This is a genomic window from Luteimonas salinisoli, assembly GCF_013425525.1.
Classification (GTDB): Bacteria; Pseudomonadota; Gammaproteobacteria; order Xanthomonadales; family Xanthomonadaceae; genus Luteimonas; species Luteimonas salinisoli.
Genome location: NZ_JACCKA010000070.1, coordinates 29,719 through 49,352, shown reverse-complemented (window position 1 = coordinate 49,352; position 19,634 = coordinate 29,719). Strand labels below are relative to the sequence as shown.

Here is a 19,634-nt window from a genome sequence, read left to right as displayed (position 1 = left end):
CGCAGCCACGGGCGGAAATCACCTGGCGTCCTTCGCGCTGGCTGCTGGCGATCCTGACGACGATGACGCTGCTCGCGCCGCTGGCCGTGCTCGCCTCGGAGATGCCGCGCATCGCCGCCTGGCCGCTGGCGCTGGCGGCCCTGGGCCACGGCGCCGTGCTGCTGTGGCGCGAGGCGCGCCGGCCGCGGCGCGCCTTCGTGTTCGTCGGCGGCGCCGGGGCGGCGCTGCTGGACGGCGCGACGGTGAGGGACGTTTCGCTGCGCTGGCAGGGGCCGCTGGCATTCCTGTCCTGGCGCGACGCCGCCGGAAGGGCGCGGCGCCTGGTGTGGTGGCCGGACAGCCTGCCGTCCGCGCAGCGTCGTGAACTGCGGCTGGCCGCGCCGGAGCCCCCGGCTGCGCGGCGGAGGCCTTCGATGGCACCATAGCGGCTTCGTGCCGCGGCCGCGCCGGCCGGTGCCGCCCCGAGCCTGCGAGATCCGATGTTCAAACCCCTGCCCGTCGCCATCGGCCTGCGCTACCTGCGCGCCAAGCGCCGCAACGGCTTCATCTCCTTCATCTCGCTGGCCTCGATCCTCGGCATCGCCATCGGCGTGACCGCGCTGATCACCACCCTCGCGGTGATGAGCGGGTTCCAGCGCGAGATCCGCGATCGGCTGTTGCAGATGGCCGCGCACGCTACCGTCAGCGCCGAAGGCGCGACCATGCTCGGCTGGGAGCAGGCGGTGGAGGAGGCGGTGCGCGACGCCCGCGTCGCCGGCGCCGCGCCGTACGTGGAGCGCCCGTCGATGATCAACGGCAACAGCTCCGAGCCGCAGCCGGCCTTCCTGCAGGGGGTGCTGCCCGCGCACGAGCGCAACGTCTCGGTGATCGGCGAGAAGATGGTGCAGGGCAGCCTGGAGGACCTGCAGCCGGGCAGCTTCAACATCGTGCTCGGCCGGGAGCTGGCGCTGTGGTTGGGCGTGCAGGTGGGCGACAAGGTGATCGTCACCACCGATTTCCAGACCACGCCGATGGGCGGCGTGCCGCAGCTCAAGCGCTACACCGTCAGCGGCATCTTCGAGGCCGGCCACCAGCAGTTCGACAAGGGCCTGGCGGTGGCCAACATGCACGACGTGCAGCGCGTGCTGCGCCTGGGCGAGGGCGTCACCGGCGTGCGCCTGCGCCTGCACGACATGAACCTGGCTTGGGATGTGGCGCGCGAACTCGCGCTGCGCCTGCAGGGCCCGTACCGGGTCAGCGACTGGTCGCAGGAGAACGCCAACATGTTCCGCGCCCTGCGCCTGGAGAAGACCATGATCGCGATCCTGCTGTCGCTGATCATCGCCATGGGCGCCTTCAACCTGGTGTCGTCGCAGGTGATGCTGGTGACCGACAAGCAGTCCGATATCGCCATCCTGCGCACGCTCGGCCTGACCCCGCGCGGGGTGATGCAGGTGTTCGTGGTGCAGGGCACGCTGATCGGCGTCTTCGGCACGGTGCTCGGCGTGCTAGGCGGCGTGCTGCTCACGCTCAATCTCGAGCACATCCTGCGCGCCATCGAGAAGACCTTCGGCGTGGTGCTGATCCCCCCGGACGTGTACTACATCACCGGCCTGCCCACCGAACTCGATTCGACCGACGTCACCATCATCGCCCTGGTCGCGCTGGCGATGGCGCTGGTGGCCACCATCTACCCGGCATGGCGCGCGGCGCGCACCGCGCCGGCGGAGGCCTTGCGCTATGAATAGCCGGGAATCGGGAATCGGGAAGGCCGGCCATTCGGCCGCGGAAGGCCGGGAATCGGAAGGGCGGATGCAGGCGCACGGCGAAGCGGTGGTACGCGCGGAGGACCTGGGCAAGACCTACCGCGAAGGGGGGCTGACCACCCCGGTGTTCAGCGGCCTCGACTTCGCGGTGCCCGCCGGCGAGACGGTCGCCATCCTGGGCGCCTCGGGCGCCGGCAAGAGCACCCTGCTGCACCTGCTCGGCGGACTGGACACGCCCAGCGCCGGCGAGGTGTACGTCGCCGGGCAGAAGATGAGCGCGCTCTCGGACGCCGCGCGCGGACAGCTGCGCAACCGCGCGCTCGGCTTCGTATACCAGTTCCACCATCTGCTGCCCGAGTTCACGGCGCTGGAGAACGTGATGCTGCCGGTGCTGCTGCGCGGCGCCGCCGTTGCCGATGCCGCCACCCGCGCCCGTGAACTGCTGGAGTCGGTAGGGCTCGGGCCGCGCCTGGAGCACAAGCCCGGCGAGCTGTCCGGCGGCGAGCGCCAGCGCGCCGCCGTGGCCCGCGCGCTGGTCAACCGGCCGGCCTGCGTGCTCGGCGACGAGCCCACCGGCAACCTCGACGAGCGCACCGCTGCCACCGTGTTCGACCTGATGCTGGAGCTCAACCGCGCCCACCGCACCAGCCTGGTGCTGGTCACCCACGCCCGCAGCCTCGCGCGCAGGCTGGACCGGGTGCTGGAGCTGCACGAGGGCAGGCTCAGGGAGGTGGCGCCGTCGCAGGTGTGATCCCTGCGCCGCGCGTGGGCCGCCGCCGCAGTCGTATTCTGCCGTTCTCCGCTCACGCCGCCGGCGTTCCGCGGCGACCTGATGGTTCAATCCAGCGACGGATCTGGGTAGGCGTAGCGGCAGAATACGAAGGCGGCGGGAAGCGCGAACGCCAGCACCACGGCGCCTAAGCGCAGGTCGTCGCGCAACGCCAGAGTCCCGAACAGCGAGGCGATGACATAGACCGTCAGCGGCCCGGCGTATCCGAGCGGTCGCAGCAGTGCGAGCACCGGCGCGACCAGGAGCATGCCGGCCACGAAAATCGCGGTGGGGCCGAGCGCCGCGCCGGCGGCCGCGCCCTTCAGCCAGTCGAGCCAGGACGCCCCGCCGGGCTGCATCAGGCCGCCCACCATCGACAACCCGACTCCGACCGGGACGCCCACCATCAGGCTGGCCAGGGCGATGTTGCCGATGATCCGTTCCGGGTGGGCCGAAAGCATGTGCATGCTCGGGAGCATATCCGCATCGCTGGCGGCGGACCACGCGGGGGAGGGCGCGGCGGCTAGGCCGCGGCCGGGCCGACCGCGATATCGAAATGCAGCACGTCTTCGCGCGTGCCCAGCTTCGTATACAGCGCGATGGCAGGCTCGTCGCCATGGTCGGCCTGTACGAAGATCACCCAGGCGCCGCGGGCGGCGGCGATCGCCTGCAGCTTCCGGATCAGCGCCGTGGCGATGCCCTGGCGCCGGTGCTCGGCAGCCACGGCAAGGTCGTAGATGTAGATCTCGCTGCGCTCCTGCTCGAACTTCACCAGCTCGTAGGCGGCCAGTCCGCCGACCACCGCGCCGTCCTTGGTGGCGGCCAGGGCGATGAACCCGTCGCTGCCGAGCAGCCGGCGCATGTAGCCGGGGGAGGGTCGCCTGGCGCCATAGGTCTCCACCTCGTCGAACGCCACGCCGAACATGGTCAGCAGCGCATCCATCGTTGCCGGCGCGTCCGGTGCGATGCGGTGGACCACGAGGGGCGAACGGGCCATGGCTGTGCTCAGGGGCGGGCTGTGGATGGCCGCATGGTGCGGACATCCGCACGCGCGGTTCCAGTGCCTTCGGTCATGCCGGCGGGATAGGGGTCGGCCATGGCGGATGTGGCCCGTCTTGCTGCGCGCCGTGCGGCAACCGGCCCATCCCACTCGCCGGGCAGGTCGCACGGGTCCCGGGTGCGATGCGCTGCATGAGCAACCACACCACCGGGCGCGGCGCGGCGGCGGGCCAGGGCGGTCGGGATTTTCCTACCGCATTCGCCGCGTTGTCCCGATGGACGCTGCGGGTACGCCGGTGGAGGATGAACCCTGCCGTGGAGGCGGCGCTTAGACGCGTTAGCCGCGACGATGCCGGTGTGCAGCGGCACCCGTGCAGCGCGGCAACCGGAGTGGCCATGGACGGTCGTGACGCAACATCCAGCCCCGCACCGTTCGGCGTCGCCGTCGCGCTGGCATTGGCGGGCGGCGCTACCGCATGCCTCTGCCTGCCGGCGCTGCCGAGCTGGCCGTGGCTCATGCCGCTGCTCGCCCTGGGATTGGTGGGGTGGTGGCGTACGCGGGCGCTGCGGCCGCTGGCGGCGGCGGTGGCGGCATTCGCGCTGTGCGGCCTGCATGCGTCGTTCGCGCTGGCGCTGCAGCTGCCGCCGCCGCACGAACGCATGGACTTCACGATCGAGGGCCGGGTGGTGCAGCTGCCGGAGCACGGCGGCGGCCGCAGCCAGTTCCTGTTCCGGGTGGATCGCGGGGCCGAGCCGCGGTTCCTGCGCGGGCGGCTGCTGCGGCTGTCCTGGTACGACGGCTGGGACGGGGTGGACCCGCGGCGCTTCGACATCGCCCCCGGCAGCCGCTGGCGCTTCACCGCGCGTCTGCGCGCGCCGCGCGGACTGCGCAATCCGGGCTGGTTCGACAGCGAGAAGCACGCGCTGGCGCGACGCCTGGCGGCGATCGGCTACGTGCGCGATGCGCAAGCGGTCGAGCGGCTGGCGCCGGCGGGGGGCATCGACGCCTGGCGCGATGGTATCGCGCGACGTATCGACGCCTCGGTGCCGAGCGCCTCGTCGCGCTACGTGCGAGCGCTGGCGCTGGGCGACACGCGGCAACTAGAGGACCTGGACTGGGACATCCTGCGCGCCACCGGCCTCACCCACCTGATCGCCATTTCCGGCTTCCATGTCGGCCTGGTGGCGGGCTTCTTCGCGCTGCTGGCTGCGGGGCTCTGGCGATTGCTGCCCGAGCTCGGGCGGCGCGTGCCTCGGCCGCTGGCGGCGGCGTGCACCGCGCTCGCAGGCGCGCTGTTCTACGCCGCGGTGGCGGGCTGGGCGCTGCCCACGGTGCGCACGGTGCTGATGATCGCCGTGGTGGTGGCCGCACGCCTGTGGCGGCGGCCGCTGCGGGTGGCGGACTCGCTGGCGCTGGCGGCGGTGGCGGTGCTGCTGGCCGACCCGCTGTCGGTGCTGGCGGCGGGGTTCTGGCTCAGTTTCGCCGGCGTGGCGTGGCTGGTGTGGTGTCTCCCGGATGCGCGCGGGCAGTCGCTGCTGCGCGGCTTCCTGTCGGCGCAGTGGGTGGCGACGCTGGGGCTGCTGCCGCTGACCGCGGTGCTGTTCGGCCAGGCGTCGCTGGCCGGGCCGCTGGCGAACCTGGTGGCGATCCCGTGGTGGAGCCTGGTGGTGGTGCCGCTGTCGCTGCTCGGCACGGGCCTGGAGGCGCTGCACGCGGGTGCCGGCGCGCGGCTGTGGGGGCTGGCGGCGTGGTGCTTCGACCTCAGCTGGCCGCTGTTCGAATGGCTGGCGGCGGGCCGCTTCGCGCTCTGGTGGCTGCCGGAGGCGCGCTGGTACGCGTTGCCACTGGCGCTGCTGGGTGCGTTCTGGCTGCTGCTGCCGCGGGCGGTGCCGGGCAAGGCACTGGCGGCGCTGCTATGGCTGCCGCTGCTGTGGCCCGACCGCGATCTGCCGCGGCGCGGCGAGGTCGAACTGGTGGTGCTGGACGTGGGGCAGGGCTTGTCGGTGCTGGTGCGCACCGCCGGGCACAGCCTGCTGTACGACATGGGCCCTGCCGTGCCCGAGGGCTACGACGCCGGCGAGCGGGTGGTGGTGCCGTCGCTGCAGGCGCTGGGGGTGCGGCGGCTGGATGCGCTGGTGGTCAGCCACGGCGATGCCGACCACGCCGGCGGGCTGGACGCGGTGCGGCGGCGCCACCCGACGGCGCCGGTGTTCGCGCCCCACGGGGCCGGGATCGCCGCCGCCGCTCCCTGCCTGGCCGGACATGGCTGGGAAGCGGACGGGGTGCGCTTTCGCTTCCTGCATCCCGGCCTGCATTTTCCCTATCTCGGCAACGAGGCCAGCTGCGTGCTGCGGGTGGAGGGCGCGCACGGTGCGGCGCTGCTGACCGGCGATATCGGCGAGGTGATCGAGCGCGGACTGCTGCGCGACGACGCGGGGGCGGCGCGGGCCGACGTGGTGACGGTGGGGCACCACGGCAGCGACGGCTCGTCCGACCCGGGATTCGTGGCCGCGACCGGCGCCGCGTACGCGCTGCTGGCCACCGGGCACGGCAACCGCTTCGGGTTCCCGCGCGAAGTGGTACTGCGGCGTTGGCGACACGCCGGCGCGCAGATCCTGGACACGGCGCCGGGCGGCGCCCTGCGCGTGCGGCTCGGCCGCGGCGGCGTGACGGCAGCGGCGCGGCGCGAGAGCCATCCGCGGCTCTGGGATGCCGCACGCCGGCTCGCCGCCGGGCCATGCCGGCCCGGCCCGGCCCGCGACTGCGCACGGGCAGGGCCGGAGCACGACGAGGCGCCACCGCGCTGATTCCGCTTCCGGCAGGCTCCCCTACAGGAGCGTGCGATGCACGCAAAAGCCGGCGCCGGCATCCGCGCCCGGCATCGCCGCCGACCCGACCGAAGGGCCCGCGGCCTTCGCGGCCATGGGCCGCTCCCACGACAGCCGCGGCCCACCAACCATCCCCCGCTAACCCTCACCCGGCAGGCGTGACCCAGCAGCCGCTACCCGGAGCAGCCGCCGTCCCAGGTCAGCCGCCGAGCAGCCCGCCGACTGAAGTCGCATGCCGAACCGGCATCCCATCGATCCGGCGCCGTCGGGGCCGGTCGCGCCCCCGTTCCAGACCCTCGGACCAGGGACGGGCGCCGCTGAACGCGCCGATGGCCAGCCGCCGGCGGCCGCTGGGCTATCCTATCGGCCGGTTTGGATGCGGCCCGTGGGCCGGGAGACACGCGCGTGCTGGAACTGGTCAAGGCCGGCGGCTGGCCGATGATCCCGCTGCTGATGCTGTCGGCGGCGGGACTGGCGATCATCGTCGAACGTTTCTGGGCGTTGCGCCGCGGCGCGGTTCTGCCGCCCGGGCTGGGCGCCGAAGTTCGCGCCTGGGCGGCGCGCGGACGGCTCGATCCCGCGCACATCGATTCGCTGCGCAGCACCTCGCCGCTGGGCGCGCTGCTGGCGGCGGCGCTGGACACCCGCAACCGCCCGCGCGAGGAGATCCGCGAGCGGGTGGAGGACGTCGGCCGCCATATTGCCCATCGCATGGAGCGCTATCTCAGCGCGCTGGGCACCATCGCCGCCGCCGGGCCGCTGCTGGGCCTGTTCGGCACCGTGGTGGGCATGATCCAGATGTTCCTGGGGGTGATGGACTACGGCGTCGGCGACGTCAACCAGCTGGCCGGTGGCATCGGCAAGGCGCTGGTGTGCGCCGCCACCGGGATGATCGTCGCGGTGCCGGCGCTGATGTTCCACCGCCACTTCCGCGCTCGCATCGACGGCTACATCGTACAGATGGAGCACGAGGCGATCGCGCTGATGGACGTGATCGATCCGCGCAACCGTCGCGCCGCCGCCGGCGGCGCGGCCTCGGCGCTGCCCGAAGACGCACTGCCGGCGCAGGGCTGAGCCGTGCGCATCCGCGACCGCCGCGCCGAGGACGAGCCCGAGATCAACCTCGTGCCGTTGATCGATGTGATCCTGGTGCTGATCATCTTCTTCGTGATCACCACCACCTTCGATGCGCGGTCGGTGCTGAAGCTGGAATTGCCGCACGCCGACGCCGGCCAGACCGAGCAGCAGACGAAATCGCTGAGCGTGCTGGTCAACGCAGACGGCCGCTATTTCGTCGACGACCGCGAAGCGCTGCGCACCGACGTGGAGTCGCTCAAGCGCACCATCGCCGAGGTGGCCGGCGACGACCGCAAACGTCCGGTGCTGCTGCGCGCCGACGCCCGCACCCCGCACCAGGCGGTGGTGACGGCGATGGACGCGCTGGGTCAGCTGGGGTTCCGGCAGATCTCGATCGCCACCGCGCCGGAGGCGTCCGCGCCTGCGGGCGGGCAGTGACCGGTTGATGGCCGAGCCGACGACCCCGGCGACCGCCGCCTGGCCGATCTACCGGCGCCTGCTCGGCCATGCGATGCGCTACTGGCCGCTGCTGGCGGTGGCGCTGGTGGGCATGATCATCGAAGCCGCGGCCGGCGCCGCCTTCGTGCAGCTGATGGATCCGCTGGTCAACGACGGCTTCGTCGATCCGCAGCCCTCGGCCGCGGTGTTCCTGCCGCTGGCGATCGTCACGCTGTTCATGCTGCGCGGCGTGGCCACGTTCGCTACCGACTACGGCATGGCCCGCGCCGGCCGCAGCGTGGTGCGCGACCTGCGCGAGCTGGTACTGGGCAAGTACCTGCGCCTGCCCAGCGCCACCTTCGACCGCGAGTCGGTGCCGGTGATGGTGAGCCGCCTCAACTTCGACACCGAGCAGGTCGCGCAGGCCAGCGCCGATGCCCTCAAGGTCCTGGTGGCCGACGGCCTGACCATCGCCCTGCTGCTGGGGATCATGTTCATGACCAGCGTCAAGGTGACGCTGGCGATGGTGATCGTGGCGCCGGCGATCGGCGTGCTGGTGTGGATCGTGGGCAAGCGCTACAGGCGCATCAGCGGTGGCATCCAGACCGGCATGGGCGAGCTGGCGCAGAGTGCGGAACAGTCGCTGGCCGCGCAGCAGGACGTGAAGGTCTATGGCGCCCAGGGTTTCGAGCAGTCGCGCTACTCGGCGCTGACCAACCGCGTGCTGCGCCTGAACCTGAAGGTCGAGGCCACGCGCGCCACCGCCTCGGGACTGGTGCAGATCCTGGCGGCGATCGCGCTGGCGGCGATCGTCTGGGTGGCCACGCGCGAGGCCCTGGTCGGCCAGCTCAACCCCGGCGAGTTCGTCAAGCTGATGACCGCGATGATGGGCATCATCCCGTCGCTGCGCCGCATCACCAACGTGCAGAGCGTGATCGGCCGCGGCGTGGCCGCCGCCGAGCGCCTGTTCGCCGTGCTCGACGACGAGGAGGAGCGCGACGCCGGTCGCGTGCCGCTGCAGCGCGCACGCGGCGAACTGGTGTTCGAGCGGGTCGGGCTGCGCTACTCGCGCGACGGCGATGCCGAGGGCATGGCGCTGCAGGACGTCAGCTTCAGCGCGCGTCCGGGCACGGTGACCGCGATCGTCGGTCGCTCGGGCAGCGGCAAGACCAGCCTGGTACGCCTGGTGCCGCGTTTCTATCAGCCGAGCAGCGGCACGATCACCCTGGACGGCGTGCCGCTGGACGATTACCGCCTGGCCGACCTGCGCCGCCAGATCGCCCTGGTCGGGCAGCGGGTGATGCTGTTCGACGACAGCGTCGCGGCCAACATCGCCTACGCGGGGGACGCCTCGCCCGAGGCGCTGCGCCGCGCCGCCGAGGATGCCAACGCCTGGGAGTTCATCGAACGCCTGCCCCAAGGCATGGACACGCCGATCGGCGAGAACGGCTCGCTGCTGTCGGGCGGCCAGCGCCAGCGCCTGGCGATCGCCCGTGCGATCCTGCGCGACGCGCCGATCCTGATCCTGGACGAGGCGACCGCCGCGCTCGACACCGAGTCGGAGCGGCTGGTGCAGGACGCGCTCAACCGGCTGATGCCGGACCGCACCACCCTGGTGATCGCGCACCGGCTCTCGACCATCGAGCATGCCGACCAGGTGCTGGTGCTCGACCACGGCAGGCTGGTGGAGCAGGGCACCCACGCCGAACTGCTGAGTCGTGGCGGGCTGTACGCGCATCTGCACCAGATGCAGTTCCGCGAGCCGGCGACCGCATGAGCCGGCCCATCGGTCGCGCCCGTGACCTCGTAGCCGCGGCGCCGCCCCGCCACCCCGTCGCCAGCGTGGGCGGTTCCCTTCGGCCTTCCCGCGCTGCCGCGACCGCGGCCGGCCGTGCCCCCACCCTCAAGGGACGGCTTCCCGGGACTGCAGGCGATGTCGCGATGGCCCCAGAGGTCGCTCCCGGCGCCGTCATCCGCCACCGGCTTGCCGGCCTGGTCACGATGGCCGCGGCCATGCCTCGGCGCGCCGTCATCCCGGCGCATGCCGGGATCCAGCGCTCCACGGCCGGTCGCCTTCGGTGAGCCGCAAGCCGCTGCAGCCGCCGACCTACTGGTTCGACGGCGCCACCCCGCCGCTGACGGCGCGGATGCTGTCGGGCGTCTATGGCGGTGCGGTCGCCGCCCGCGCCTGGCTCTACCGCCGCGGGCTGCTGCGCCGGCACGGCGTGGCCTGCCCCGTGATCGTGGTCGGCAATCTGATCGCCGGCGGTAGCGGCAAGACCCCGCTGGCGATCGAGCTGGTCGAGCGCCTGCGCGGCGCCGGCCGCAAGCCGGGCGTGGCCAGCCGCGGGTACGGGCGCGCCGACGCGTCCAGGGCGCTGTGGGTGCAGGCCGACACCGACCCGGCGGAGGGAGGCGACGAACCGGTCCTGATCGCCCATCGCACCGGTGCGCCGGTGCGCGTGGACCGCGACCGCGCCGCCGCGGCGCGGGCGCTGGCGCAGGCCGGCTGCGACGTCGTGGTGTGCGACGACGGCCTGCAGCATCTCCGCCTGCGCCGCGATATCGAGATCGAAGTGGTCGACGGCCGCCGCCGCTACGGCAACGGCCTGCTGCTGCCTGCCGGCCCGCTGCGCGAGCCCGCCGGCCGCGGCGGCGGGGGGCGCCTGCGCGTGGTCAATCTCGGCGCCGACGCAGCCGGGGAGGCCGGGTTCGGCGAGTGGGCGATGCGGCTGGCGGTCGCCGATGCGCGGCCGCTGCAGGGCGGGCGCGCCTGTCCCCTGGCGGCCTTCGCCGGGCAGCGCGTGCACGCGGTGGCGGGCATCGGCGATCCCGAACGTTTCTTCTCCACCCTGCGCGGCCACGGCATCGCCGTGGTGCCGCACGCCTTCGCCGATCATCACCGCTACACCGCCGGCGACCTGCGCTTCGGCAGCGATCTGCCTGTGCTGATGACCGAGAAGGACGCGGTGAAATGCCTGCCGTTCGCCACCGCGCGGCATTTCAGCGTACCGGTGAGCGCGCAGCTGCCGGAGGCCTTCTGGGTCGCACTGCTCGACCGCCTCGCCCGTTCCTGACCTCCGCGCCGTCCGCGATCCCCGCGGCGTGCCGTGCGAGAATCCCGGCATGCCCGATCCCCTCGATTTCGTCGTCGCCATCCCCGCCCGCCACGATGCCACCCGCCTGCCGGGCAAGCCTTTGCGCCTGCTCGCGGGCGAGCCGCTGGTGCTGCACGTGGCGCGGCGCGCCCTGGCCGCGGGCGCGCGCGAGGTGTGGGTGGCGACCGACGACGCGCGCGTGGCCGCCGCGCTCGAGGCGGCGCCGGTGCGGGTGGCGATGACCGCGGCCGACCACTGCTCCGGCACCGACCGGCTGGCCGAATGCGCCGACATCGCCGGCTGGGCCGATGACGCCATCGTGGTCAACCTGCAGGGCGACGAGCCGTTCGCGCCGGCGGCCGGGATCCGCGCCGTTGCGGAACTGGTGGCCGGCTCCGGGGCGCCGATGAGTACGCTGGCAGCGGCCATCGACGACGCCGGCGAGCTGTTCGACCCCAATACCGTGAAGCTGGTGCGGGCCGCCAGCGGCGACGCCCTGTACTTCAGCCGCGCGCCGGTGCCGTGGCCGCGCGCCGCCTTCGCCGCCGACCGAACCCGGTTGCCGGCGGACGGCCAGTGGTGGCGCCACATCGGCATCTACGGCTACCGCGCCGGCTTCCTGCGCCGGTTCGCGGCGCTGCCGCCGGGGCGGCTGGAGCAACTGGAGGCGCTGGAGCAGCTGCGCGCGCTGGAGGCCGGGCACCGCATCGCGGTGGCGCCCACCCCGGAGCCGTTCCCGCCCGGGGTCGACACCCCCGAGGACCTGGCGCGCGCCACGGCCTATCTGGCGCAGGCCGATGGCTGAGCCGCTGCAGCTGCTGGTGGTCTGCCTGGGCAACATCTGCCGTTCGCCGATGGCGGAGGGGGCGCTGCGCAGGCGCCTGGAGCGCGCCGGCCTGGCCCACGTGCGGGTCGATTCGGCCGGCACCGGCGACTGGCACGTCGGCGAGCCGCCGGACCGGCGCGCGATCGCCACCGCGGCGCGCCACGGGGTGGACATTTCCGGGCTGCGGGCCCGCCAGCTGCAGGCCGCGGACTATCGCCGCTTCGACTGGCTGCTCTGCGCCGACCTGCAGAACCTGCGCGACGTGCAGGCGCGGCAACCGCCCGATGCCGGGGCGCGGATCGACCTGTACACCCGCTGGTCCGGCGACGCCATGGCCGGCGGCGACGGGGCGATCCCGGACCCCTACACCGGCGGCGAGGAGCATTTCGAGCACGTCTGGTCGGTGGTGGACGCCGCCGCGGCCGCGGCGGTGCGCCGGCTGCGGGCTGCCGGCACGTCTTCCGGCCGGGATTGACGCATAATCGGGCCGGAGAGGACGCTGGCTGACCAAATCGATGGATGCGCAGATCGCCCCGGAGTTCCCGGACTCGCTCGACTGGCTGAACCTGACCGAGCCGCTGCGCATGGCGCAGCTGCGCGGCAAGGTCTGCGCGCTCGCCTTCGTCAACGCCGGCTCGGCCTGGTCCAGCCAACGCCTGAACGACCTAGCCCACCTCCACGCCCGCCACGGCGAGCGCCTGAACGTGGTGGCGGTGCACGTGCCCAAGTTCGAGCACGAACGCGACCCGCGCCGGGTGGCCAAGCGGCTGCGGCGGCAGAAGATCGATTTCCCGATCGCCCACGACCCGGGCTGGGCGATGTGGCAGCACTACGGCATCGAGGCCTGGCCCACCGTGGTGTTGATCGACGGCGAGGGCCGGGTGCGCGAGCGCGTGGTCGGCGACGGCCCGGTGCGCGAGCTGGACGCCCGGGTCGGCGCGCTGGTGGCCGACCTGGTGCCGCAGTCGCTCAACCCGCGGCCGATCGCGATGCGCCGCGGCGGCGAGCCGGCGCTGCCGCTGCGGTTCCCGGTAGGGCTGGCGCTGTCCGGCAACTACCTCTACGTCGCCGACAGCAACCACCACCGCATCCTCGAGTGCGATCAGGGCGGCCGCGTGCTGCGCCAGTTCGGCAGCGGCGGCCCCGGCTTCATCGACGGGCCGATGGAGCTGGCGGCGTTCAACCGCCCGCAGGGGATCGCGGTCGAGCGCGATCTGCTCTACGTGGCCGACGGCGGAAACCACTCGGTGCGCAGGATCCAGCTGCGCACCGGCGACATCGATACCGTGTTCGGCGCCGGGCGCCGCGGTACCCCCGGCGACTGCACGATCGGCGATCCGCGGAGCGTGGTGATGGATCAGCCGCGCGCTGTGGCGATGTCGGGCGGGCGCCTGTTCGTCGCCACCAGCGGCGACAACCGTATCTGGTGCTACGACCTGGGCAACCACGAACTGCGCTGCCTGGCCGGCTCCGGAGCGCTCGACCTGGTCGACGGCAAGGGCGCCGAGGCGGCGTTCGCCGAGCCCGTGGCCCTGGCCGCGGTGCAGCAGATGGTCTACGTCTGCGATGCCGCCGGGTCGGCGGTGCGCAGCGTCAACGTCCGCACCGGGCAGGTGCAGACGCTGCTCGGCCAGGGCGCCTGGGAGTTCGGCGACGCCGACGGCAAGCGCATCGACGCGCGCCTGCAGCAGCCGCAGGCGATCGCCCTCGATCCGGACGCGCCGCGGCTATGGATCGCCGACAGCGGCAACGACAGCCTGCGCATCCTGCGCCTGGGCGGCGGCGAGGTGAGCCGCTTCGAGTTGCCGCGGCCGCTGCACGCGCCGTCGGGCCTCGTGGTCGCCGGCGGCGTGGCGTGGATCGCCGACACCGACGCCCATGCGGTGCTGCGCCTGGACACCGCCACCGGCGACCTGCACCACATCCCGATCGGCGAATGATGGCTCCGGGCACGGCGCGCCAGCACCGGTTCCGGTGCCGTCGCGGGCGGCATTGCCGGCCGACCTCGCCCGCGGCGGCGCTTCCGCGCGCGGCAGCCGCATGACCGCGCCCACCGACTCGGGACCGGGAGCGGAGGCCTTCGACGGCAAGGCCTTCGTCGCAAGCCTGAGCAACGCTCCCGGCGTGTACCGCATGCTCGCCGCCGACGGTGCGGTCCTCTACGTCGGCAAGGCGGCCGCGCTGCGCAAGCGGGTGGCCAACTATTTCAGCGCCTCGCCCAAACCGACCCGGATCATGGCGATGCTGGCGCAGGTGGCGGCGATGGAGGTGACGGTCACCCGCACCGAGGTCGAGGCGCTGCTGCTCGAGAACCAGCTGATCAAGTCGCTCAAGCCGCGCTACAACGTGATGCTGCGCGACGACAAGAGCTATCCGTACGTGCTGCTGACGCGCGAGGACTGGCCGCGGCTCGGCTTCCACCGCGGCGCGCGCGGCATCCCGGGGCGCTATTTCGGCCCGTACCCCAGCGCCAGCACCGTGCGCGAGACGCTCAACGTGATGCACAAGCTGTTCCGGCTGCGCAGCTGCGAGGACAGCGTGTTCCGCAATCGCTCGCGGCCGTGCCTGCAGTACCAGATCGGGCGCTGCAGCGCGCCCTGCGTGGGCCTGGTGTCGGAAGAGGACTACGCCGCCTCGGTGCACCGGGTCGCGCTGTTCCTGGACGGCCGCAGCGATGAGCTGACCGACGAGCTCAACACGGCGATGGAGCGCGCCAGCGCCAGCCTGGATTTCGAGAACGCAGCGCGGCTGCGCGATCTGGTGGCCTCGATTCGCGGCCTGCAGGCGCGCCAGTACGTGGACGGCCGCGTCGCCGACCTGGACGTGCTCGCCTGCGCCATGCAGGGCAGCAGCGCCTGCGTGCTGCTGCTGGCGTTCCGCGACGGGCGCAACCTCGGCACCCGTGCGTTCTTCCCCCGCACCAACGGCAGCGAGGATCCGGCCGAGGTGCTTTCAGCCTTCGTGTCGCAGTACTACGCCGAGCAGCCGCCGCCGCGCGAGATCGTGCTCGACCGCGTCATCGACGACGCCGAACTGCTGCAACAGGCGTTCTCGGCGGCCGCCGGGCGGCGGGTGCAGGTGCGCGGCAGCGTGCGCGGCGAGCGTGCCGGCTACGTCGACCTGGCGCGGCGCAACGCGGCAGCCGCGCTGGCGAGCCGGCTCGACAGCCAGTCGGCGCAGACAGCGCGGCTGGAGGCGCTGCGGGTGCTGCTCGGGCTCGGCGAGCCGCCGCAGCGCATCGAGTGCTTCGACATCAGCCATACCATGGGCGAGGCCACCGTGGCCTCATGCGTGGTGTTCGGGGCGGAAGGGCCGGTGCGCTCGCAGTACCGGCGCTACAACATCGCGGGCGTCGCACCGGGCGACGACTACGCCGCCATGCACCAGGCGCTGACCCGGCGCTTCCGCCGCGCGGTGGAGCAGGACGGGGTGCTGCCGGACGTGCTGCTGATCGACGGCGGCGCCGGCCAGGTGGCCCAGGCGCGCGCGGTGCTGGGCGAACTGGGCGTCGGCGGCCTGGCTCTGGTTGGCGTGGCCAAGGGCGAGGCGCGCCGCGCCGGCCACGAGGCGCTGCTGCTGCCCGACGGCCGCGAGATCCGCCCCGGCCCGGACTCGCTGGGTTTGCAGCTGGTCCAGCAGGTCCGCGACGAAGCCCACCGCTTCGCCATCACCGGCCATCGCGGGCGCCGCCAGAAGGCGCGGGCGGTGAGCCGGTTGGAGGACATCGTCGGCATCGGCCCGAGACGGCGCGCCAGCCTGTTGCGGCATTTCGGCGGCCTGGCAGGGCTCAAGGCCGCCGGCGCCGAACAGATCGCGCAGGTGGAGGGCATCAATTCGGCGCTGGCCGGGCGCATCTACGCCAGCCTGCACGGGCTCGACGCGCAGGATTGAGGCGGCCGGCGGCGGCGCGTTTCCCTGTCGCAGCGCGCCATGCGAGCGAAAGCCGGCGCGGTCGACCACGCCTGGAATCACCGCCAGCCTCGTCGGAGCCTCCCGCGGCCTCGCCGCCATGGGTCGCTCCTGCGGACGGAGCCGGCGCGGATCCCCGTGACCCCGGCCGGTAGCGATCCTCGCGGTCCGGGCGACGGGCGCGGCCGCCTCCGAATCCGCGCGCGCCGTCCCTGCAGGCTCCGCGTACGCCCCGTAGAATGGCGATGCCGCTGCGGCGCGCACGCGTCCGCCAGCCCAAGCGGGCGGACGCGTCGGCGCGCAGGCGCCAGACGAGCCCCGATGAAGCTGACGATACCCACCTGGCTGACCCTGCTGCGGATCCTGATGATCCCGCTGCTCGTCGCGGTGTTCTACCTGCCGTTCGGCTGGACCAACTTCGCCTCTGCCGCGATCTTCGGCCTGGCCGCCATCACCGACTGGCTGGACGGCTGGATCGCCCGGCGCTACCACCAGTATTCGGCGTTCGGCGCCTTCCTCGATCCGGTGGCGGACAAGCTGATGGTGGCGGTGGCGCTGTTCCTGATCGTCCAGGGCCACCCGACCCCATGGATGGCGTTCTGGGCCGCGGTGATCGTCGGCCGCGAGATCGCGGTCTCGGCGCTGCGCGAGTGGATGGCCGAGCTGGGCCAGCGCGCCACGGTGCGGGTGGCTTCGATCGGCAAGGTCAAGACCGTGGTGCAGATGCTGGCGCTGCTGTGCCTGCTGTACTCGGTGACCCCGGAACGGCCGCCGCGGGAGGCGCCGTGGCTGGGCGTGCCGATCTTCCACATCGGCGACTGGCTGCTGGCCGCCGCGGCGCTGCTGACGCTGTGGTCCGGCCTGCTGTACCTGCGCGCCGCCTGGCCGGCCCTGCGCGCCGGGGAAGGGCGCGCAGCGGCCGGCGAGTCCGCGGCGGATCGCGCCGATCCGGGGGCCTCGCGCCGCGAGGGGGAGTGAGGGCGTAACGGCGATCCGCGGCCGGAGGCGACGACCGGGTTTGCGGGGATCGCGCACTCCCGCGGGCGCCCGAGCTGCGGCGCGCCGCCATTCCTGAGCGGCGGGTGGACGGGAAAGTTGACACGCCGCCGCCGGACGGTAAAATTCCGCCTCCTCTGCGGGAATAGCTCAGTTGGTAGAGCACGACCTTGCCAAGGTCGGGGTCGCGAGTTCGAGTCTCGTTTCCCGCTCCAGGTTTCGCGACAGAACCCCGCTTGCGGGGTTTTGTTTTGTCGGACGCCCGCCGGGCGATTTCCGATAGACTCGTGGCACGTCACCGGCCTGGTGGCAGAGTGGTCATGCAGCGGCCTGCAAAGCCGTGTACGCCGGTTCGATTCCGACCCAGGCCTCCACCGGATCAGCGCTGAAGGCCCCTTGCGGGGCCTTTTTCGCGTGTCCTGGCGTGCACGGGCCTCCGGCTTCGCGGCCGCGGCCGCGGCCAGGCGGGGTTCCACCCGCTGCCGCGCTCAGGCACGCTAGCGCCGCACCTGCCCGGGTGGCGAAACTGGTAGACGCAAGGGACTTAAAATCCCTCGGGGGCAACCCCGTGTCGGTTCGATTCCGACCCCGGGCACCATGCTCGCGCTCTGCTCTCCCGGTGGCCGCGCTTCGGAACGTTCTCGGATCCTGCTCCCGGGTCGGGCTCCCGGGTCGGCCGCTGTCCGCCCGATGGCTCGCGCCCTTCGACCACTGCGACGGCGATCGAGATCGGCCGCACGCCTGCCTGGTCCGGCGCAGGTCAGCGCTCGCTGCGGTCGCCGCTGCCGCTCGGGGCGCGGGCTTCGAGGCCGAGATAGGCGAGGATCGCCAGCAACAGCGGCGCGATGTAGTAGATCGCACGATAGGCCAGGAGCGCCGCGATCAGCTGCGGCTGCCCGACGTGGCCGCCGAGCAGGGCGAGGAAGGCGGCCTCCAGTGCGCCCAGGCCGGCGGGGATGTGGACGAGCGCGGCGAAGACCGCGCCCGCCAGCAACGCGCCGAGCACCACGGGGTAGGCGACTTCGCGGCCGAGCAGCACGAACAGGATCGTGGCGATCGTCAGCCAGTTGAGCGACGACAGCGCCAGCTGCAGCAGTGCCAGCGCCGGCGTGGGCAAGCGGTACTCGTGCCCGCGGATGCACAGGACCCGCTCGCGCAGCCCGACGCAGGCCAGCAGATAGGCCGCCACCAGCGCCAGAGCCGCGACGCCCGCGGCGACCAGGTACGGCGCGCGCAGGCCCGCGGCGACCGCCAGCGGCTCCGGACTCAGCACCAGCAGCAGTCCCGCGAGCGCGGTGTATCCGAGCCAGTTGGCGACGATGCTGAAAGCCACGATGCGGGCGATGACCCCGGCGGCGATTCCCGCGCGCAGGTACATGCGGAAGCGGAACCCGACGCCGCCGATGAGCGCGCCGAGGTTGAGGTTGAACGCGTAGCTGACGAACGCCGCCGCCGCCACGCGCGGGGTGGACAGCGCGTGCCCGGCATAGCGGCGCGCCGCGAGATCGTAACCGCAGTACAGCAGGTAGCTCGCCACGGCCAGCCCCGCGGCCGAGCACAACAGCGCGGCCGGATAGCTTCCGAACGCCTCGCGCACGCCGGGCCAGTCGACCGAACCGGCGTAGCGGAACAGCGCCACGGCGACGACCGAGAGCAGTGCGACCGTGAAGATCCTGGCCAGGCGGCGGCCGAGCGCCCGCCGCGGCCTTGCGTCGGCCCGGTTCATGGCGCGCGCTCCGCGTCGGACGCGACCCGTACGACCTTGGGCGTGTGCGCCGGCAGCAGCCCGGCCCAGGCCGGGAACCGCCGTTGCGCGTGATAGAAGAGCGGCGCGATCAGCGTGCGCCAGGGGCTGCGCCTGGGCAGCGCGCGGGCCTCGATCCGGCGGCAGTCGCTTCGCCGCAGCGCGTCCAGGCTGCGGCGCAGCCTTTGGTTCATGGCGTGGTCGCGGAGAAAGACGTTCGCTTCCAGGTTGAGCGACAGGCTCAGCGGATCCAGGTTGCTGGAGCCGACCGTGGCCCAGTCGTCGTCGATCAACGCGACCTTGCCGTGGAACGGACGCCTGCAGTATTCGTAGACGACGACGCCGGCTGCGACCAGATCGGGATACAGCATGCGCGCGGCCAGCTGTGCGAACGGCATGTCCGGCTCGCCCTGGGTGATCAGCGAAACCCGCACGCCGCGCCGCGCCGCGTCGCGGAGTTCGCGCATGAACCCGTAGCCGGGGAAGAAGTACGCGTTCGCGATGACGATCTCGTGCTGCGCCGCACGGATCGCGGCGCGGTATTCGCGCTCGATCGCCGTGGAGTTGCGGCCGTTGTCGCGCACCAGGAACAGCGCCCGCGCCTCGCCGGACCCGGGCGCGCCGCCGGGAGCGGGCGACGGCGAGGCGCTGCGGTGGAACCACGTGCCGCCATCGCCGCCGGCGTGCATCGCCGCAGCGACGAACTCGCGGATGTCCGCCACCACCGGGCCTTCGACCTCGAGCGCGTAGTCCTGCTTGGAGGCCGGGCCCGATGTCTCGAGATGGTCGCATCCATAGTTGATGCCGCCGACGAAGGCGCGCTCGCCGTCGACGACCAGCAGCTTCCTGTGCATCCGCCGGAACACGTTCACGCGCAGGCCGAACAGGGTGCGGCGCGGATCGAAGATCCGGAACTCCACGCCGGCTGCGGTCAGGCCGGAGAGGAAATCCTCGGACAGGTCGTGCGAGCCATAGCCGTCCACGGTCATCTCGACCTTCACCCCGCGCCGGGCGGCTTCGATGATGCGCCGGCGCAGTTCCGTGCCGACCTCGTCCTCGAACAGGATGAAGGTCTCGAGCAGGATCTCGCGCCGCGCCCGGGAGATCGCCTCGAAGGCGCGCGGGAAGAACGCCTCGCCGTTCTCGAGCAGCTCGGCGCGGTTTCCAGGGCGCCAGGGGTGGTTGGCGATGGTCGCGCGCATGG

Annotated in this window: 17 protein-coding genes and 3 tRNA genes; 16 read left to right on the top strand and 4 right to left on the bottom strand. The window is 72.9% G+C overall.

The genetic code is table 11. The features are described from left to right. Positions 1-62 precede the first annotated feature (62 nt). The 3 genes from H0E84_RS11595 (at position 63) to lolD (ending at position 2,496) form a co-directional block, all read left to right on the top strand. Positions 63-425: a hypothetical protein gene (locus H0E84_RS11595; RefSeq protein ID WP_219339711.1), complete on the top strand. Its 363-nt coding sequence runs from the start codon at positions 63-65 to the stop codon at positions 423-425. Between the two features lie 54 nt (positions 426-479). After that, positions 480-1,727 (top strand): lipoprotein-releasing ABC transporter permease subunit, encoded by a 1,248-nt coding sequence (locus tag H0E84_RS11590; protein ID WP_180678804.1) that lies wholly within the window; start codon positions 480-482, stop codon positions 1,725-1,727. A gap of 64 nt (positions 1,728-1,791) precedes the next feature. Continuing rightward, positions 1,792-2,496, top strand: a complete 705-nt coding sequence (gene lolD / locus H0E84_RS11585) for a lipoprotein-releasing ABC transporter ATP-binding protein LolD (protein ID WP_180678803.1) — start codon at positions 1,792-1,794, stop codon at positions 2,494-2,496. 86 nt (positions 2,497-2,582) lie between these two features. Here the strand turns inward: lolD and H0E84_RS11580 are convergent, their stop codons facing one another. Both H0E84_RS11580 and H0E84_RS11575 read right to left on the bottom strand, forming a co-directional pair. Further along, positions 2,583-2,981, bottom strand: a complete 399-nt coding sequence (locus H0E84_RS11580; RefSeq protein ID WP_180678802.1) for a hypothetical protein — start codon at positions 2,979-2,981, stop codon at positions 2,583-2,585. A gap of 56 nt (positions 2,982-3,037) precedes the next feature. Beyond that, on the bottom strand, positions 3,038-3,511 hold the full coding sequence (locus H0E84_RS11575) for an AAC(3)-I family aminoglycoside N-acetyltransferase (RefSeq protein WP_180678801.1): 474 nt from the start codon (positions 3,509-3,511) through the stop codon (positions 3,038-3,040). A gap of 398 nt (positions 3,512-3,909) precedes the next feature. Here H0E84_RS11575 and H0E84_RS11570 point away from each other — a divergent pair, with 398 nt between their 5' ends. From H0E84_RS11570 to H0E84_RS11510, 13 genes are all read left to right on the top strand, one after another. After that, on the top strand, positions 3,910-6,321 hold the full coding sequence (locus H0E84_RS11570; protein ID WP_180678800.1) for a DNA internalization-related competence protein ComEC/Rec2: 2,412 nt from the start codon (positions 3,910-3,912) through the stop codon (positions 6,319-6,321). 426 nt (positions 6,322-6,747) lie between these two features. After that, the gene (locus H0E84_RS11565) at positions 6,748-7,416 is read left to right on the top strand and encodes a MotA/TolQ/ExbB proton channel family protein (RefSeq protein ID WP_180678799.1); all 669 of its coding nucleotides are present in this window, start codon (positions 6,748-6,750) and stop codon (positions 7,414-7,416) included. 3 nt (positions 7,417-7,419) lie between these two features. After that, on the top strand, positions 7,420-7,857 hold the full coding sequence (locus H0E84_RS11560; protein WP_180678798.1) for a biopolymer transporter ExbD: 438 nt from the start codon (positions 7,420-7,422) through the stop codon (positions 7,855-7,857). Between the two features lie 7 nt (positions 7,858-7,864). Further along, positions 7,865-9,634, top strand: coding sequence for a lipid A export permease/ATP-binding protein MsbA (gene msbA / locus H0E84_RS11555; protein WP_180678797.1), 1,770 nt, complete (start codon positions 7,865-7,867; stop codon positions 9,632-9,634). A gap of 301 nt (positions 9,635-9,935) precedes the next feature. Beyond that, entirely contained in the window at positions 9,936-10,934 is a 999-nt protein-coding gene (gene lpxK / locus H0E84_RS11550; protein WP_180678796.1) for a tetraacyldisaccharide 4'-kinase, read from the top strand. A gap of 49 nt (positions 10,935-10,983) precedes the next feature. Then, complete coding sequence (gene kdsB / locus H0E84_RS11545; RefSeq protein ID WP_180678795.1) at positions 10,984-11,760, top strand: 3-deoxy-manno-octulosonate cytidylyltransferase; 777 nt, start codon at positions 10,984-10,986, stop codon at positions 11,758-11,760. Between the two features lie 4 nt (positions 11,761-11,764). Beyond that, positions 11,765-12,256, top strand: a complete 492-nt coding sequence (locus H0E84_RS11540) for a low molecular weight protein-tyrosine-phosphatase (RefSeq protein WP_180678833.1) — start codon at positions 11,765-11,767, stop codon at positions 12,254-12,256. Between the two features lie 40 nt (positions 12,257-12,296). Then, on the top strand, positions 12,297-13,721 hold the full coding sequence (locus tag H0E84_RS11535) for a thioredoxin-like domain-containing protein (protein WP_180678794.1): 1,425 nt from the start codon (positions 12,297-12,299) through the stop codon (positions 13,719-13,721). Positions 13,722-13,821: 100 nt separating this feature from the next. After that, a complete protein-coding gene (gene uvrC / locus H0E84_RS11530) occupies positions 13,822-15,672 on the top strand; it encodes an excinuclease ABC subunit UvrC (RefSeq protein WP_180678793.1) in 1,851 nt (616 codons plus the stop codon). Positions 15,673-16,011: 339 nt separating this feature from the next. After that, positions 16,012-16,668: a CDP-diacylglycerol--glycerol-3-phosphate 3-phosphatidyltransferase gene (gene pgsA / locus H0E84_RS11525; RefSeq protein WP_180678792.1), complete on the top strand. Its 657-nt coding sequence runs from the start codon at positions 16,012-16,014 to the stop codon at positions 16,666-16,668. A gap of 157 nt (positions 16,669-16,825) precedes the next feature. After that, a tRNA-Gly gene (locus tag H0E84_RS11520) sits at positions 16,826-16,901 on the top strand. Positions 16,902-16,986: 85 nt separating this feature from the next. Continuing rightward, positions 16,987-17,060: transfer RNA gene (locus H0E84_RS11515), tRNA-Cys, on the top strand. Positions 17,061-17,197: 137 nt separating this feature from the next. Beyond that, positions 17,198-17,284: transfer RNA gene (locus tag H0E84_RS11510), tRNA-Leu, on the top strand. A 162-nt stretch (positions 17,285-17,446) separates the two neighbouring features. Here H0E84_RS11510 and H0E84_RS11505 read toward each other — a convergent pair. Beyond that, complete coding sequence (locus H0E84_RS11505) at positions 17,447-18,412, bottom strand: putative bifunctional lysylphosphatidylglycerol flippase/synthetase (protein WP_180678791.1); 966 nt, start codon at positions 18,410-18,412, stop codon at positions 17,447-17,449. Then, entirely contained in the window at positions 18,409-19,632 is a 1,224-nt protein-coding gene (clsB, locus tag H0E84_RS11500; RefSeq protein WP_180678790.1) for a cardiolipin synthase ClsB, read from the bottom strand. The genes H0E84_RS11505 and clsB overlap by 4 nt, the downstream gene beginning before the upstream one ends. Between the last annotated feature and the right edge of the window lie 2 nt (positions 19,633-19,634).

Bases quoted from the DNA above. Each gene is read 5' to 3' on its own strand.
- uvrC (WP_180678793.1), top strand. From the start codon at position 13,822: ATGACCGCGCCCACCGACTCGGGACCGGGAGCGGAGGCCTTCGACGGC.
- H0E84_RS11595 (WP_219339711.1), top strand. From the start codon at position 63: ATGACGCTGCTCGCGCCGCTGGCCGTGCTCGCCTCGGAGATGCCGCGC.
- msbA (WP_180678797.1), top strand. From the start codon at position 7,865: ATGGCCGAGCCGACGACCCCGGCGACCGCCGCCTGGCCGATCTACCGG.
- H0E84_RS11570 (WP_180678800.1), top strand. From the start codon at position 3,910: ATGGACGGTCGTGACGCAACATCCAGCCCCGCACCGTTCGGCGTCGCC.
- H0E84_RS11535 (WP_180678794.1), top strand. From the start codon at position 12,297: ATGGATGCGCAGATCGCCCCGGAGTTCCCGGACTCGCTCGACTGGCTG.
- pgsA (WP_180678792.1), top strand. From the start codon at position 16,012: ATGAAGCTGACGATACCCACCTGGCTGACCCTGCTGCGGATCCTGATG.
- kdsB (WP_180678795.1), top strand. From the start codon at position 10,984: ATGCCCGATCCCCTCGATTTCGTCGTCGCCATCCCCGCCCGCCACGAT.
- clsB (WP_180678790.1), bottom strand. From the start codon at position 19,632: ATGCGCGCGACCATCGCCAACCACCCCTGGCGCCCTGGAAACCGCGCC.
- H0E84_RS11580 (WP_180678802.1), bottom strand. From the start codon at position 2,981: ATGCACATGCTTTCGGCCCACCCGGAACGGATCATCGGCAACATCGCC.
- H0E84_RS11505 (WP_180678791.1), bottom strand. From the start codon at position 18,412: ATGAACCGGGCCGACGCAAGGCCGCGGCGGGCGCTCGGCCGCCGCCTG.
- H0E84_RS11575 (WP_180678801.1), bottom strand. From the start codon at position 3,511: ATGGCCCGTTCGCCCCTCGTGGTCCACCGCATCGCACCGGACGCGCCG.
- lolD (WP_180678803.1), top strand. From the start codon at position 1,792: ATGCAGGCGCACGGCGAAGCGGTGGTACGCGCGGAGGACCTGGGCAAG.
- H0E84_RS11590 (WP_180678804.1), top strand. From the start codon at position 480: ATGTTCAAACCCCTGCCCGTCGCCATCGGCCTGCGCTACCTGCGCGCC.